Below are 16,352 nucleotides of genomic sequence, written 5' to 3'. Positions count from 1 at the left end.
TTTAGCCAATTAACGAGGCAAAAGACCGTTTCTTATGCCACGCCATTAACGTTGAAATTGTTTAAGTAATACAAAAAGCACCATTGATTTGTTTACCCCTGCATGCTGTAGCGTTTTTACCGCCTCAACGCAGGCTGTATAACGCTTGAAGTCTGCGACTTGCTGACGCTGCAGGTAATCGTCATGAGCCATCTGTTGGCACCATAATGCAACTTGCTGTGCTTTATCTTGCCACTTATTGGCAAGGGTTTGCGCTTGCAAATTAGCATCACCGGCGAGAAGCGCCTGCATCCCCTCACTAAAGTCGCGGAAGCTAAAATCGTCGTCACCTGATAAAGCGTCTTCTACGCGAAGTGGAGCATTACCATAGGCGGCGAGGAGTGCTTCACTGGCATCTTGTACGCCTTTGGTTTGCAAGTAGTTCAAACTCTCCGATACCGACGGAAGTGGCAGTGCTTGCCTTTCACAACGACTGAGTATCGTAGGCATCAGTCTGTTAATACTTTCTGCTATCAGGATCAAGAATGTGTTATTTGTGGGCTCTTCCAAAGTTTTCAACAGTGCATTCGCTGCTGCCTCTGTCATTGTATCGGCTCTTGGGATCAGCAACACCTTGTTCCCCCCCATTTGTGCGGTACCCGAGAGCTTAGTGATTCCTTCGCGGATTTTATCCACGCCAAGCTGCTTTTCACTTTCTAACACATGAAAATCAGGATGGTTTCCTGCTTGCCTTAAGTGGCAGCTTTGACACTGCTCACAGGGGCCTTCAGCGCTAAGTTGTTTACATAACAGGGCATTGCTAAGCTCTAATGCGAGTTGATTTTTACCTATCCCCCGAGGGCCCGTAAGCAATAACCCATGGTGCAGCTTTTGTGACCTATACCGCGACAGTAACGTCCTATAAGTTGCAGAAAACCAAGGCAGCACTTGCATTAACCATTTCCTTTTAGACTTTCGTCTTGAGCTTCATCGCCGCTTTCAATTCCAACCGCTGACACGTAATCGCTGATAATCGCAACGACCTCTTCATGCACCCTTTCCATCGGCTGCATAGCACTGACCACCACAATAGATTCATCGTCGTCTGCTAACGAAAGGTATCTAGCGCGTGTGCGCTCAAAAAACGCTAAACCTGCTTGCTCAATACGATCTAATTCTCCACGCCCACGCGCGCGCTCTAGGCCAACAGCGGGCTCAACATCGAGATATATCGTCAAGTCGGGCTTAAAACCATTAAGCGCAATGTCACTTATTGCTGACATCGTTTTTGCACTCACGCCACGTCCGCCGCCTTGATATGCCTGGGAGGATAAATCGTGCCTGTCGCCCACAACCCATGCTCCAGCATCGAGTGACGGTAGAATTTTATTAGTCAGCAATTGCACACGAGCGGCGTACATCAGAAGCAATTCTGTTTCTTCGCTTACAGTTTCATCCCAATCATGTTTTACACATTCTCGAATGGCTTCGGCCATGGGCGTACCGCCTGGCTCACGCGTTTGCTCCACGCGCTTTCCGGCATTTTTCAACGCCTTTACAATAAGCCCGATGACAGAGCTTTTACCTGCCCCTTCAAGGCCTTCTACTACAATAAACTTTCCGCGCATGACTTTTTAAACTCTATTTATACTTCAGTGTTTTGCGACACCTTGATGCACCCGTTAATTAATTTCACACCATTACCTTTTGAGCTGATATTTTCGCACAGCCGCGTTGTGCTCATCTAGTGTTGTGGAAAACTGATGGCTTCCATCGCCCTTTGCCACGAAATATAGCGCATCGGTAGTTAGCGGGTGAAGCGCCGCGTGTATAGCCGCTTTGCCTGCCATAGCAATCGGCGTAGGGGGTAACCCTTTAATGACATAAGTATTGTAAGGTGTTGCGGTGCGCAGGTGCTTGCGAGTGATATTTCCGTCAAACATGGGCCCGATGCCGTAAATGACCGTTGGGTCGGTTTGAAGGCGCATGTTTTTGTTAAGTCTATTGATGAACACCCCTGAAATCATGTCGCGCTCGTCAGGCACCGCCGTTTCTTTTTCAATTATGCTGGCCAAAATAAGCGCCTCGTAAGGTGTGGCTAAGGGCAAATCAACATCCCGTCGCTCCCATTCGCGAGAGACAAAATCAACCAGCGCACGGTGCGCTCTTTTTAAAACTTCACTGGCAGTGGTACCCTGGGTAAAGAAGTAAGTGTCAGCCAAATACATCCCTTCAGTGTGCGATACGCCTTCACAGCACCAGTCAACCCCATTATCTTGCGTTATCTGACTTAATTTTTCTTCGTCTACATCAAACACCAAGTCGCTATTTTGCTCGAGCACTACAAGCCATTGCGCAAGGGTAAGCCCTTCCACCAAGCTCACGGCAAAGAAATGCTCATCGCCTTGAGTAAAAAGTGTAAACGCATCCACTAACGACTGGCCCGGACGAAGCATGTAAGTGCCAGATTTCACCGACGTACTACCCGCGAAAAATTTTAGCCAAACTTTAGCCACAAACGGTGATACGTCGGTCACCTCCAGTTTGCGCAACTGTTTCACCGTACGATAAGCATTGCTCCCGTTTTCAATGGTGAACAGCATTTCACTCTCAAGCGTTAATTCATGTGTGACCCTGTCTGACACGTACATAACGCCAGATGCAGCGCCAACCCCGGTAAGCACCACAAGAAATAACAGGAAAATGACGCCCCTTTTCATACTCGCACTTTCCATTTCAGCATTGTTTTACATTCCATTTAAACTATTTCTCTCTACCCTTATTTCTTGACGCATACCAAGCGGTAACAAGCCCGTTTTTAAAGTGTATTTTTCAAACGGTCGGCATTGTGTTGGCTTTCTGGGAACCGTTTTTACATCAGCAACTTAATATTTTCTCAAGCCGACCTTTAAGCTCAACAATGGCATCGTTTGTCACATCATAGCTAACCGACGAGAAATCTGGCATTCGTATTTGCCGCACCGGCATCACGCCCATAAGCGCATTGGTAATAACCACGGCATTGGCTTTTTGTAAGTAAGATAGGTCGTATTGACCTACGTGAAGTGAACAATTATCGTTTAATAGCGAATCTATAAGGCACTGCCTCACAACACCATTTACCCCACTCCCTTTGAGAGAAGGGGTATACCATTCATCGTTAAGGTGGAAAAACACATTGCCTGCGCTCGCTTCAATGATGTTATCTTGTGTATCACAAACGATAGCGTCGTTGGCGCCGACCTCGTCCACTTCATGCTTGACTAAAACTTGCTCTAATCTATTTACATGCTTTACGCCCGCCAGCAGTGGCTGAATAGCGAGCCTTGTTTGAGCACAAATTACAGAGACACCTTCATCGGCCATACTTTCGTAGTGACTAGGATAAGGATGTTGGCTAAATCTAACTTGCGCTTCGCTGTCGTCACTTCGCGCATACCCTCTTCCCGCTTGACCACCAGACACATGGACTTTAAGCACATATTTCAGTGATGTTGCTTTGTCTGACGATGATTTGAACCCGCGAATTTGCTCTGCAATAGCATTTTCAAGCGTGTGAATATCAATATTGAGTTTAATAGCGGCGGCGTCATGCTCTAAACGCGAAAGGTGATAAGACAGTAAATCTGCTTGATGGTTGCGTACCAACAATGTGGTAAATATACCGTCTCCGTAATTAAACGCCCTGTCACTTGATGAAATAGGCGTAGCGCTGGGGATAATTCTCACTGCCTACTCTTGTTTGCTGTTCTTATGATTAACGGAAGTATACCAACTTGCGTAGGTGAGACAACTTCTAGCTGGTTTATACCAGTCCGCACAGATAATTACCCACTCAGCGAGAAGGTCTGGCAAGCTTCCTCGCTTCATTCTGGGAATGTGAAAGGGAACAGCCATTCCTGTATTCCCACGCTTGGCTAGGATACTTGCCAGCGCCTTCTGTGTGGGCAATAGTCTATGCTGATTGGTATGGATTAATATTTCGCACAATAAACGAAAAAAGGCAGCGAAGCTGCCTTTAAAATGATACGTGATGCCCACGTTAAAGTGCGTTAAACACGCTTGAAAATCAATGAACCGTTCGTACCGCCGAACCCAAATGAGTTACACAGTGCGTAGTCTTCACTGAATGCTTTGGCTTTGTGTGCGACAAAGTCTAAGTCGCAGCCTTCGCCTGGTTCATCTAAGTTGATAGTGGGCGGCGCCATTTTGTCACGCAGTGCCAAAATAGTGAAAATTGCCTCAACCGAACCCGCAGCACCCAGTAAGTGACCTGTCATCGACTTAGTTGAGCTTACAAGAAGCTTGTATGCATGATCATCGAACACGCGCTTAACCGCGGCTACTTCAGCAATGTCACCGGCAGGAGTAGACGTGCCGTGTGCATTAACATAGCCAATCTCGCTCGCCGCTATCTTCGCATCGTTTATCGCATTTTGCATAGACGCTGCGGCACCCTCGCCATCTTCAGGCGGAGAAGTCATATGATACGCATCACCGCTCATACCAAACCCAACAAGCTCAGCATAAATATGTGCGCCACGGGCTTTAGCCGCCTCATATTCCTCTAGCATGACCACGCCAGCGCCCTCACCCATGACAAAACCATCGCGGTCTTTGTCCCATGGACGGCTTGCTGCCTTTGGATCGTCATTACGAGATGACAACGCGCGCGCTGCGGCAAATCCAGCCATACCTAGCGGCGTAATAGACGCTTCTGCGCCTCCTGCAAGCATGGCATCTGCATCACCGTAAGCTATCGTTCTTGCGGCAATACCTATGTTATGAACACCGGTTGTACAGGCAGTCACAACGTTCAAATTTGGTCCTTTCAACCCTTCCATGATAGACAAAAAGCCTGAGATCATGTTGGTAATAGTTGATGGCACAAAGAATGGAGACACACGCTTTGGACCGCTATTTGTCAGCTTCAAGTGGTTTTGTTCAATTTGTTCTAAACCACCAATACCTGAACCAATAGCAACACCCACACGATGTGCATTATCTTGTGAAATAGCTAAACCAGAATCGACCAAGGCCTGTTTGCCTGCAGCAATACCCAGCTGGATAAAGCGGTCCATCTTTTTGGTTTCTTTCTTTTCAATGTATTCCTGCGGATCAAAATCATTGATTTGACCTGCAAAACGGGTTGAATAGTTACTACAATCGAAATGGGTGATTTCACCAATGCCGCTCTCGCCCGCGAGCAATTTGCGCCATGTGTCTTCGCTATTAAGACCTAATGGTGAAAGCATTCCAAGACCAGTAACCACTACGCGACGTTTTGTCACAAAAAGCCCTCGCTTTGGAACTAAGGTAGGAGATACAAAAACGGCTCTTGATAAGAGCCGTTTTGTCGCTACTTAAGACTTAAGCGTCTTTGTTAGCGTTAATGTAATCAATCGCTGATTGAACAGTCGTGATTTTTTCTGCTTCTTCGTCAGGAATTTCAGTGTCGAATTCTTCTTCCAAAGCCATCACTAGCTCAACGGTGTCAAGTGAATCAGCGCCTAAATCGTCAACGAATGAAGCTTCTGCTTTTACTTCTTCTTCTTTCACGCCAAGTTGTTCAACGATGATTTTCTTAACGCGTTCTTCAATGTTACTCATAATTCTAGGTTTCCCTTAAACGTCACTAGATAATAAAAGTGCCGCTAGTTTATTTTGCAAGGTGCATCCTTGCAAGCACCAGTTTAAACAAATTTTCTGGTCAAACCAGCGACATTCGAAATTCGTAAAATACTATTTTTACATCCAAGTTCGGGTAAATACCACCCCAAACTGAGGAAAATTCGCAATTTTTGCGAATTTACCCCATATACATACCACCATTAACATGGATGGTTTCGCCTGTTATATAGGCTGCGCCATCGCTCACTAAAAAGGCAACAGTGGCTGCAATTTCATCAGGCTCACCTAAACGGTTAGCCGGAATATCTTTAAAAATGGCTTCTTTTTGGTCTTCACTTAGCGCTTTTGTCATATCCGTATCGATAAAACCAGGGGCGACAACGTTAATCGTAATACCACGAGAGGCCACCTCTCTTGCCATTGATTTAGAAAAACCAATAACGCCAGCTTTCGCCGCAGCATAGTTAGCTTGGCCAGCGTTACCTGCACTGCCGACTACAGAGCCAATATTCACTATGCGTCCGAAACGCTTTTTCATCATACCGCGAAGTACAGCTTTTGACAGCGTAAATATTGAAGTTAAATTCGTATCAATAATATCCTGCCACTCGTTATCTTTCATTCGCATTAACAGATTATCACGCGTGATACCGGCATTGTTCACCAATATATCGATACCGCCGTGCGCGTCATTAATAGCTTTTATAGTGGTTTCTACGCTTTCTTTGTCTGTTACATTCAGAGCCAAACCCTGTCCGCCAAATTCAGAAAGATAGTCACTAATTGCTTGTGCGCCACTCTCACTCGTGGCCGTGCCAACAACTGTTGCACCTTGTTGAGCAAGCTGTGTGGCAATTGCTTTGCCTATACCTCGGCTTGCGCCGGTAACAAGCGCAACTTTACCGTCTAATTGACTCATTGCGTTTCCTTATTGTTTTAATGCTTCAACACCATCAGGTGTATTTACTGCAAGAGACTCAAGACTCTTATCAATACGTTTGTTCAACCCAGTTAGCACTTTGCCCGGCCCTACTTCAATAACGCGCTCAACGCCCGCTGCCGCTAAGTACTCAACGGTACGTGTCCATTGAACTGGGCAGTAGAGTTGTCTCACTAATGCGTTTTTGATTGCGTCACCTTGCGTTTCAATAGTGACATCAACATTGTTCACAATATTGATGACAGGCTCATTAACATTCAGTGACGCTAATGCGTCTTCTAACTTGTCCGCGGCTGGACGCATCAATTCACAGTGTGAAGGAACGCTTACCGCAAGTGGAAGTGCGCGCTTAGCGCCCGCTTCTTTACACGCGTTAGCAGCTTGCTCGGCAGCGTTCTTTTCCCCGGCAATAACCACTTGACCCGGAGAGTTAAAGTTAACTGGCGCAACCACATCGCCTGTGGCTATCGCGGTTTGCTGACAGATATCAGCAATGGCAGCATCGTCTAATCCGATAATGGCATACATGGCACCCGCGCCTGCTGGTACGGCTTCTTGCATGTATTTACCGCGGGCTTCTACGAGCTTGATTGCATCGGAAAAATCCATCGCGCCGCCGCAGACTAACGCAGAATACTCACCTAGGCTGTGCCCTGCTAAATAATCCACGTCTATACCTTGCTCGCGAATAACACGCCATATGGCGACACTGGCTGCCAGCAACGCTGGTTGCGTAACGTGTGTTTCGTTAAGCTTGCCATCTGCATCGTGTTGAACTAAATGCCACAGGTCGTAGCCGAGAGCGTCAGAGGCTTCTTTAAACGTCGCTTCGATAATCGGAGACGTCTCTGCGAGTTCTTTTAGCATGCCTACGCTTTGAGAACCTTGTCCTGGAAATACACAGGCTGTCTTTGTCATGTCGATTCCTTATTATTGTTTTACTAGAAACGAGAATACATTAAAAAATAGTGAGGTATTTGCCTAGATTAGTAGCGAACAAGCGCCGATGCCCAAGCAAACCCACCTCCAAATGCTTCTAGTAATAAATGCTGTCCGCGCTGAATACGCCCGTCTCTGATAGCTGTATCAAGTGCTGTGGGTACGGTGGCTGCGGATGTATTCCCGTACTGCTCCAAGGTAAGCACTACTTGGTCAAGCGACATATTCAGCTTTTTCGCTGTAGCTTTAATAATTCTAAAGTTTGCTTGGTGCGGTACTAACCAGTCAAGATCAGATTTTTCCATGCCGTTGGCGGCAAGGGTCTGCTCAACCACTTCTGAAAGCTTTGTTACCGCTACTTTAAATACTTCATTGCCGCGCATCACGCCCCAGTTCTCGTGGACTGATTGCTCATCTCCCCGGGTAGGATTACCCACATATAAAAGGTCGCCATGAGAGCCCGATGCATTGATATGCGTCGATAAAATACCGGGTTCGTCACTTGCTTCTATTATTGTCGCGCCTGCCGCATCCCCAAATAGAATTACCATGGTTCTATCTTCAGGGTTAATCAGCCGGCTTAAGCAATCGGTACCAACGACAAGAATGCGTTTTGCCATTCCCGACTTAATATATTGATCGGCCACACTTAATGCGTAGCAATAACCAGCACACGCAGCTGCTACGTCAAATGCCGGGATACCGTCAATATCCAAAATACGTTGAATTTCACATGCTGTGCTGGGAAGCGCATATCGACCGCTAGTGGTCGCGCACACAATCATGTCGATAGATTTTGGGTCAATGCCTGCCATTTCGATGGCTTTTTTACTGGCTTCTGCCCCCATGGTAGCAGCGGTTTCATCTGCTCCAATAATGCGTCGCTCTTTTATCCCGGTACGGTCAGTGATCCATTCGTCACTGGTGTCCACCATCAATTCTAAATCGGCGTTTGTACGCACGTCGCTGGGATAATAGCTACCTGTTCCTATAAAGCGTGAATATTTGCTCAAAGCTGCTCCAACAATACCGTTTCTATCTTTGTCTTTATCTTTTCAGGTAAATGCATCTTTGCTTCTTTCATTGCTTGCACGATGGCGTAATAAAAGGCGTCTTTTTGTGCATTTCCGTGACTCTTGATAACAATGCCGCGCAATCCTATCAGACTCGCACCGTTATACTGGTCGGGGTTCACGCTGTTATAGATAGATTTCAGTAGTGGGAAAGCAATTTTTGCTAATAATCGGGTATATAAATTCTTTTGTGATTGGCGTTTTACTTCATTTATCACCAGCTTAGCCAGACCTTCGCTCGATTTAAGCGCAACATTTCCGGTAAAGCCGTCCGTTACCACAACATCGGCATGATCGGTGAAAATGTCATCACCTTCGACATAGCCAATATAATTTATACCTGGGGCATCTTTGAAAAGCTGGTCGGCGGATTTTACCTGCGCGTTACCTTTGATGTCTTCTTCACCTACGTTTAGTAACGCGACCCGTGGCGATGCTATGCCCGCGACTTCTTGCGCCAAGACTGACCCCATGACGCCGTATTGGAAAAGTATTTCAGGCGTACAGTTAACGTTAGCGCCTAAATCTAGGAGAAAGACATTGTGGTGTCCTGTCGTGGGCATCATATTAATGAGAGCGGGTCTATCAATGCCTGATAATGTCTTCAACAAGTAAAACGATAAGGTAAGTAGTGCTCCGGTGTTACCAGCACTCACGCAAGCATCAGCCTCGCCACTTTCAACAAGCTCGATAACACGGCGCATAGAAGAATCTTTCTTGTTTCTCAATGCTGAAGTGGGTGCTTCGCCCATCTCGACAACCTGAGAACAATGGCTGATGGTAACGCGACTACGCTCGTTGTCGGTTAAACTTTGGATACCAGATTGGATAACGTTTTCATCGCCGCAGAGCACGAAATGCACATTGGGATGAAGTTGGATAGCCTTGACGGCTGCAGAAAGGATAACAGGGGGACCATGATCGCCCCCCATGATATCTAACGCGATGGTTAGTGTAGACAAAATGTAGTCGCCGTATTACGCGCCGATTACTTTCTTGCCTTTATAATAACCGTCAGCAGTCACATGGTGACGACGGTGAGTCTCGCCTGACGTTGAATCGACAGACAAAGTCGCGCCTGTCAATGCATCGTGTGAGCGACGCATACCGCGCTTTGAACGCGTTTTACGATTTTGTTGTACTGCCATAACTTACTCCTGGTCTCGCTTAAGTTCTTTCAAAACCGCGAAAGGGTTTTGTCGCTCTTGTTCCGGTTCAATCTTTCCGAACGACATGTCGTCCCGCTTCACTGTACACTCCGACTCTGCATGAAGGGGTACAATGGGCAAAGATAACAGCAGCTCGTCTTCAAAAATTTGAAGCAGACTAACTTCTCCGTGGTCGTTGACCTCTACCGGTTCGTAAGCCTCGGGAATGATGTCATCGCTTTCCTGCTCTTCTCCCTGCACTGGAGTAAAACAGAATTCCGCTTCCACGGGATAATCAAGTTCACCATTACACCTTTGACAGATAAGTGTTACCTGCGTGGCTAAGCGGCCGTGAAAGACAGTAAGACCCTGCGCGTCTTTTTCGAACTGTACTTCTGCGTCCACATAGTCACTGCATCGGACAACTGCTTCACTCAATCGTTCCATATCTTTAGACGCAATCACGCCCCGATAATCGGAACGTTTCATGGCACTTTTAGTCGGTTCAACCGAATGAGGGAGTTTCACTTTCTGCATAGGGCGCGCATGATAAAGGGTCAACCCCTTTCTGTCAAAGCAAAATTACGTTTTAAACTATAATAAAAGCCGGTATATCTCGGATAACATTGCCCTACTCAAAGATGTAATGCAACATACTGATTTTATGTAAGGAGTATTTGTGGCCCAGCTTATTCTCGCCTCATCATCGCAATACCGAAAAAGGGTGCTTGCCAATATTGGTATTCACGTGGATACGCACGCCCCAAACATTGACGAAACGCCTTTTAACAATGAGAGTCCTACTGCACTTAGCGTGCGCCTTGCCGAAAATAAAGCGCGTAAGGTTGCGACTGAATTAGGTACTTTGGATAACGACGCCATTATTATCGGAAGCGATCAAGTTGCGCTTGTACAGACTGACACGGGCCCACAGCTGCTAGGCAAGCCGGGTAATGTTGATAATGCGGTGAAGCAACTTATGGCATGCCAAGGTAAGCGGGTTGGATTTTATACTGCACTTTGCCTTCACCAGCCCAGTACCAATAAGACCATCACGCAAGTAGATGAAACCCGTGTCTTCTTTCGCTGTAACAGTGAGCCAGCCATTCGCGCTTATGTGCAAAAGGAACAGCCACTAGACTGCGCTGGCAGTTTTAAAAGTGAAGGCATGGGCGTTTTACTTTTTGAAAAAATTGAAAGCCGCGATCCTAACAGTTTAATAGGACTTCCTATAATGCTGCTAAATGAACTACTGGCCGCTCACTTCGATGTCGATTTATTAGCAATGGCTGCACAATAAACCACTAATTCTGTCAGAGCAGCTCTATCAAAGCAGTGCTACAAAGCAGCGCTATTTAAATAGCGCTGCCTCTAGCTCACTTATAGAATGAACCAGTGCCACGGGTGACAGTGCTTCCAAATGCACCTGCGCATGTACCCCGTATGAGACCCCTACCCTGTCCATACCAATTGTTTTCGCCATCTGCATGTCGTAGGTGGTATCTCCAATCATAACGGCGTCGTTTGTTTCAAATCCAAGTTCATCAAGAAGCTGCAACAGCATATCCGGGGAGGGTTTAGACTCAGCCTCATCAGCGGTACGTGACGCACTGAAAAAATGGCCCGTACCTGTTTGCGCCCAGGCTCGGTCGAGACCACGGCGTGCTTTTCCTGTAGCAACAGCCAACGTACATCCCGCTTCTTTCAAATTGCTGAGTAACTGTTCAACGCCGTCAAATAACGGACAAGGTGTTGTATCACGGCTTACAAACGCATCTTTATAGGCAGCGACTAAACGCTCGGCTAACTCATCATCTTCAATGTTAAAAAGCTGTTTAATTGCTGGCTTTAAACTTATACCAATGATGTGCCCCACTTCGTCGTAGGTTGGGATGGGCATGTCGCAATGCTCAGCGGCAAGCTGCATACAACTCACAATTTTCGCCGCCGAATCCATTAACGTACCGTCCCAATCGAAGATAACGAGCTTGTAACGAGGTTGCTTTTCATCTAATGAAGATGAAGGCTGCGTATCAGCAGCCTGATTTTTTGAATGCATAACTTAGAGTGCTTTAAGCGTATTTAAAAGAGTGTCGTCTAAAGGCGCAGTAAATGTTACGCGCTCTTCCGTAGCGGGATGCAGCAGTGAAATACTGCGAGCGTGCAGAAACAGTCTGTTTAAGCCCTTTTGACGCATCGCTGCATCAAAATCGGCATCGCCGTATTTAGAGTCACAAGCGATGGGGTGTCCCGCATGCAAACAGTGAACGCGAATTTGATGGGTTCTTCCTGTTATGGGAGACGCTTCAACCAAGGTTGCACCCGGGTATGCTTCCAATATGCGATAGCGGGTTTCTGATGGTTTACCCTCTTCACTTACGCTTACCATACGTTCGCCCGACTGCAGCACATTCTTACGAAGCGGTGCTTTCACTTTAAATCGGGTCTCGGGCCATTCACCGGCAACCAAGGCATTATATCGCTTGTCCATTTTACCCGTGCGCAGTTGCTCGTGCATGTGGCGCAGCGCAGAGCGCTTTTTGGCAATTAATATGCACCCCGACGTATCCCTATCTAGGCGATGCACCAGCTCCATAAATTTGGCGTCAGAACGTAATGCTCTCAATCCCTCAATAAGTCCGAAGCTTAAGCCGCTTCCACCATGAACGGCCGTGCCTGACGGTTTATTGATAACAAGAAGGCGGTCATCTTCAAATAAAATGTGCGACTCTAACGAGGCAATTTTATCGAGTTTTGGTGAAGGTGCAGGTGCGCCTTCCGACACACGAACAGGTGGAATTCTAATTAAGTCATCAGTCTGAAGCTTATACTCAGGCTTAACGCGACCTTTATTCACACGCACTTCGCCTTTACGCACAATGCGATAGATCATGCTTTTTGGCACGCCCTTTAGTTCTGTGCGCAAAAAATTATCGATGCGCTGACCGGCCAAATCGGCTTCAACGGTGACAAAACGTACTTTCTGTGGAGATTCTTCTTTCATCCTTCAAGTATACATCAATGCGAATTCTCTCGGCTAACTGAAAGTCACAAAATATTAAAAATAACACTTAACGCTGCATTTTTGACCAAAGCGGCGGTTTCGAACGCAGACCAGTGGGCGCCTTCAAAGATATACACAATTTATTCACTTGCTTTCCTTGCTAAAAATGGGGTTTTGGTGCGATACTTAACGGCGTTTTTGGCACGGAATAATTCACACTCTATTTTTGGTAGCAGGCGGTTTTTACCCCCTACCTTAAGAACGTGAAACTCAGCGTTATAAAAACAACAAACAAGACCGAATCAGCGAAAATTAATAACGCGATTCAAACTTGTAAACGAAAAAGCTTGGCGATCGTGTTGGTGGCATCCGCAATGAAAAAGTACTTTTCATACCAACCTAGCTAGAGAGGCAACGACTACACTGCCGTAATAAAGCAACCGCCATTGCTTGCGAACATAAAATAAGTTTGCCGTTAAAACAGAATTAAATGACACGTGAGCACAAAAAATTGCTTGCGAAAATGAATACAGTAATAAGGGCAAGTCGCTCCCGACATCCTTAAAGCAGTGTGACCATAAAGATTCACCCACCATGTCGTCTGAGTTTAAGACCAGGGTGATATTGAGTAACTTAAGACGCTAAAAACGGTGTCAAAATGGTCAACCACCAAGGATAATGCGGCGTTACAACAAAGTCCCCGTCCAGCCGTGAGGTTGCGCGGTGAGGGTTTGCACATGTCACTTTAATTTTGTGTCTTAACGGCTGTACTAAAACAGAGTTAGATACAATGAAAAGAATGTTAATCAATGCAACTCAGCAAGAAGAGTTGCGCGTTGCCCTTGTCGATGGGCAGCGATTGTACGATTTAGATATAGAAAGCCCAGGGCACGAGCAAAAAAAAGCGAATATTTACAAGGGTAAGATAACCCGCGTTGAGCCTAGCTTAGAAGCCGCTTTTGTTGACTACGGCGCAGAACGCCACGGTTTCCTCCCCCTCAAAGAAATTGCCCGCACTTATTTCCCTAAAGGTTACAAATTCGAAGGCCGCCCAAACATCAAAGATGTGATTAAGGAAGGCCAAGAAGTTATTGTTCAGATTGATAAAGAAGAACGCGGTCAAAAAGGCGCTGCTCTAACTACCTTTCTATCATTAGCAGGTAGTTATCTGGTACTTATGCCAAATAACCCTCGCGCTGGCGGCATATCTCGACGCATTGAAGGCGACGAGCGCACTGAACTTAAAGAGTCACTGAGCAAACTTGAACTTCCAGACGGCATGGGTCTGATTGTTCGTACTGCTGGTGTAGGAAAATCTTACGAGGAATTGGAGTGGGATTTAAAAGTCCTTCTCAAGCATTGGGAAGCCATTTCTGACGTTGCTGAAGAGCGTGAAGCTCCCTTCTTAATTCACCAAGAAAGCAATGTAATCGTACGTGCAATTCGCGACTATCTGCGCCGCGATATTGGCGAGATTCTTATTGATAAAACCAGTATTTACGAACAAGCACTGCAGCATATCCAACTAGTTCGCCCTGATTTCGCTAGCCGCGTTAAATTGTATCGCGGTGAGGTACCGCTATTTAGTCACTATCAGATTGAAAGCCAAATTGAGTCTGCATTCCAGCGCGAAGTGCGCTTACCTTCTGGCGGTTCAATTGTGATTGACCCAACAGAAGCGCTTACCTCAATTGATATCAACTCTGCCCGCGCAACAAAAGGCGGCGATATCGAAGAAACAGCGCTAAACACCAATTTAGAAGCGGCAGACGAAATTGCTCGTCAGTTACGTTTACGTGACTTAGGTGGCCTTGTTGTTATCGATTTCATTGATATGACACCAGTGCGCCATCAACGTGAAGTTGAAAACCGTATGAAAGACGCGGTAAGAAGTGACAGAGCCCGTGTACAACTGGGCCGCATTTCTCGCTTTGGTCTTCTAGAGATGTCTCGCCAGCGTTTACGTCCTTCCCTTGGCGAATCAGCGCATCATGTATGTCCTCGCTGTTCGGGTCACGGAACTATTCGGGGCACCGAGTCTTTGGCGCTTTCTATTCTTCGTATTTTAGAAGAGGAGAGTATCAAAGAAAACACGGGCCAAATTGAAGCACAGTTGCCTGTGCCCGTCGCAACTTACTTGCTTAATGAAAAACGCAAGTCTATTCAGCTTTTAGAAAAGCGCCATGGTGTTGATTTACTGCTTATTCCAAATGCTAATTTAGATACGCCACATTACCAGGTATTGCGCCGTCGTCCTGATGACGTGCTGTCAGACGCTAGCTACGAAATTGAATTAATGCCTGCCGTAGAAGCCGAAACTGACGTATCCACTTCTACGCCCGTTAAGCGAGAGGAGCCTGCACTTAAGGGCTTAGTTGCACCTACCGCTGCACCTGTTGTCGCGCCAAAAGAAGAGCCTGTTAAGAAGGCTGACGATGTGCCGACTTTATTTGCTCGTATCGGAAAGTGGATTAACGACTTGTTTGGCTCACAAAGCGATGAAGCAACAGGCCAAGATAAAAAGCAGCAGTCAGACGATAGTGCTAAGTCAAGAAATAACCGTAGCCGTAACAACGACGATCGTCGCCGCAAGCCACGCAATAAGAACAACCGTCGAGGCAGTCAATCTCAAAATAGAGATCAAGCCAAAGACCAGAGTCGCAATGGCGAGCAGCAAGAAAATCGTAAACCGCGTGACGAGCAGCGTTCAGACGCAGACGACAAACGCAACAATAAAGGTCGCAAGCCGCGTAAGGCTCAGCAACCTCGTGAAGAGCAGCAAAAGCCTAAGCAAGAAAATCAAGAAAGCGAGCAGCAAGAAAATCAAGCGCAGAAAAAGCGAGAAGTCGCTGAGCGAAGAAAACGTCGTGATAAACGCCGCAGCGTTCGTGTGAATAAAGAGGACGTTGCGTCTGATATTGTCGAGCAGACTGATGCAAAAACGCCATCAGAACCAAAAGGTAATGATACGGTAAAAGCCCCTCAGCAAGAGACGAAAGCGCAGAGCACCCCTAAGAGCGATGCGAAGCCTCAAAAAGCCGCAAAACTTGATGAAGCAGAGGAAAAAGCAGAAAGCGCGACAGAGCAAAAGCAACAGCCTAAGAAACCAGCTAAAAAAGCTGCAGAGACAGCAGTAGACGCTAAAACGGCATCTGACGTTGAAAACGTCGAGCAAAACTTAGCTGAAGCGGGTGATTCAACCGACGCTAATGCTGAAGAAAACGGACAAAAACGAGAAGGCCGTGGACGTTCACGCCGCTCTCCTCGTCACGTTCGTGCAGCGGGACAACGTCGCAAGAAAGAGTCGCAACAAGCCGATGAGTCTGATACACAGGCTAAACAGCCAGGCGAACTTGAAGCTCAGGATCCAAAAGCAAGCGCGCAGTCGTCTAACAAGCCAGCAGCGCCTGTTATTGAAGAAACGCAAGCTCAAGAGCCGGGGCAGTTAGCGTCAGCTGACGAGCAACCTTCTTCACCTCAAGAGAAGAAGCAAAGTGCTAAACTTGACGTTGAGGCTGTTCAGGATGAACTCCAGTTTGATGCAGAGCCTTTAGCGAAAGATGAGGAGCCTTCAGCGGATAACGAAGCCTCTTCAGCGGATAACGAAGCCTCTTCAGCGGATAACGAAGCCTCTTCAG

16 protein-coding genes are annotated in these 16,352 nt (G+C 46.7%); 2 read left to right on the top strand and 14 right to left on the bottom strand.

The window, feature by feature from the left end:
• Nucleotides 1-45: 45 nt before the first annotated feature.
• The 12 genes from holB to yceD all read right to left on the bottom strand — a co-directional run bounded on the left by holB (nt 46) and on the right by yceD (nt 10,247).
• On the bottom strand, nt 46-933 hold the full coding sequence (gene holB, locus GVO63_RS14820; protein ID WP_159492770.1) for a DNA polymerase III subunit delta': 888 nt from the start codon (nt 931-933) through the stop codon (nt 46-48).
• A complete protein-coding gene (tmk, locus tag GVO63_RS14815) occupies nt 933-1,607 on the bottom strand; it encodes a dTMP kinase (RefSeq protein WP_159492771.1) in 675 nt (224 codons plus the stop codon). The genes holB and tmk overlap by 1 nt, the downstream gene beginning before the upstream one ends.
• A gap of 72 nt (nt 1,608-1,679) precedes the next feature.
• Nucleotides 1,680-2,699 carry an endolytic transglycosylase MltG gene (gene mltG / locus GVO63_RS14810; protein ID WP_159492772.1) on the bottom strand — a complete coding sequence of 340 codons (1,020 nt, stop codon included), beginning with the start codon at nt 2,697-2,699 and terminating at the stop codon, nt 1,680-1,682.
• A gap of 157 nt (nt 2,700-2,856) precedes the next feature.
• Nucleotides 2,857-3,708, bottom strand: a complete 852-nt coding sequence (gene pabC, locus GVO63_RS14805; protein ID WP_159492773.1) for an aminodeoxychorismate lyase — start codon at nt 3,706-3,708, stop codon at nt 2,857-2,859.
• A 323-nt stretch (nt 3,709-4,031) separates the two neighbouring features.
• On the bottom strand, nt 4,032-5,270 hold the full coding sequence (gene fabF / locus GVO63_RS14800; RefSeq protein ID WP_159580906.1) for a beta-ketoacyl-ACP synthase II: 1,239 nt from the start codon (nt 5,268-5,270) through the stop codon (nt 4,032-4,034).
• Nucleotides 5,271-5,349: 79 nt separating this feature from the next.
• Nucleotides 5,350-5,589 carry an acyl carrier protein gene (gene acpP / locus GVO63_RS14795; protein WP_012518211.1) on the bottom strand — a complete coding sequence of 80 codons (240 nt, stop codon included), beginning with the start codon at nt 5,587-5,589 and terminating at the stop codon, nt 5,350-5,352.
• A gap of 199 nt (nt 5,590-5,788) precedes the next feature.
• Nucleotides 5,789-6,529 (bottom strand): 3-oxoacyl-ACP reductase FabG, encoded by a 741-nt coding sequence (gene fabG, locus GVO63_RS14790; RefSeq protein ID WP_159492776.1) that lies wholly within the window; start codon nt 6,527-6,529, stop codon nt 5,789-5,791.
• 9 nt (nt 6,530-6,538) lie between these two features.
• Nucleotides 6,539-7,468 carry an ACP S-malonyltransferase gene (gene fabD / locus GVO63_RS14785; RefSeq protein ID WP_159492777.1) on the bottom strand — a complete coding sequence of 310 codons (930 nt, stop codon included), beginning with the start codon at nt 7,466-7,468 and terminating at the stop codon, nt 6,539-6,541.
• Nucleotides 7,469-7,536: 68 nt separating this feature from the next.
• A complete protein-coding gene (locus tag GVO63_RS14780; RefSeq protein WP_159492778.1) occupies nt 7,537-8,502 on the bottom strand; it encodes a beta-ketoacyl-ACP synthase III in 966 nt (321 codons plus the stop codon).
• On the bottom strand, nt 8,499-9,524 hold the full coding sequence (plsX, locus tag GVO63_RS14775; RefSeq protein ID WP_159492779.1) for a phosphate acyltransferase PlsX: 1,026 nt from the start codon (nt 9,522-9,524) through the stop codon (nt 8,499-8,501). The genes GVO63_RS14780 and plsX overlap by 4 nt, the downstream gene beginning before the upstream one ends.
• Before the next feature lie 15 nt (nt 9,525-9,539).
• On the bottom strand, nt 9,540-9,710 hold the full coding sequence (rpmF, locus tag GVO63_RS14770) for a 50S ribosomal protein L32 (RefSeq protein WP_012518206.1): 171 nt from the start codon (nt 9,708-9,710) through the stop codon (nt 9,540-9,542).
• A gap of 3 nt (nt 9,711-9,713) precedes the next feature.
• Complete coding sequence (gene yceD, locus GVO63_RS14765) at nt 9,714-10,247, bottom strand: 23S rRNA accumulation protein YceD (RefSeq protein ID WP_159492780.1); 534 nt, start codon at nt 10,245-10,247, stop codon at nt 9,714-9,716.
• A gap of 142 nt (nt 10,248-10,389) precedes the next feature.
• Here yceD and GVO63_RS14760 point away from each other — a divergent pair, with 142 nt between their 5' ends.
• Nucleotides 10,390-11,010 (top strand): nucleoside triphosphate pyrophosphatase, encoded by a 621-nt coding sequence (locus GVO63_RS14760; RefSeq protein ID WP_159492781.1) that lies wholly within the window; start codon nt 10,390-10,392, stop codon nt 11,008-11,010.
• A 51-nt stretch (nt 11,011-11,061) separates the two neighbouring features.
• On the opposite strand, the gene GVO63_RS14755 is transcribed toward GVO63_RS14760, so the two are convergent.
• Together GVO63_RS14755 and rluC are read right to left on the bottom strand one after the other, a co-directional pair.
• Nucleotides 11,062-11,769, bottom strand: a complete 708-nt coding sequence (locus GVO63_RS14755; RefSeq protein WP_159492782.1) for an HAD family hydrolase — start codon at nt 11,767-11,769, stop codon at nt 11,062-11,064.
• Between the two features lie 3 nt (nt 11,770-11,772).
• The gene (gene rluC, locus GVO63_RS14750) at nt 11,773-12,714 is read right to left on the bottom strand and encodes a 23S rRNA pseudouridine(955/2504/2580) synthase RluC (protein ID WP_159492783.1); all 942 of its coding nucleotides are present in this window, start codon (nt 12,712-12,714) and stop codon (nt 11,773-11,775) included.
• A 790-nt stretch (nt 12,715-13,504) separates the two neighbouring features.
• Between rluC and rne the strand changes: the two genes are divergently transcribed.
• On the top strand, nt 13,505-16,352 hold a 2,848-nt coding region (gene rne / locus GVO63_RS14745), incomplete at its 3' end, for a ribonuclease E (RefSeq protein ID WP_159580904.1).

It is taken from the genome of Alteromonas sp. KUL106 (genome assembly GCF_009811415.1).
Classification (GTDB): domain Bacteria; phylum Pseudomonadota; class Gammaproteobacteria; order Enterobacterales; family Alteromonadaceae; genus Alteromonas.
Note: the sequence above shows the minus strand (reverse complement) of the source record. Positions and strands in the feature narration are given on the sequence as shown.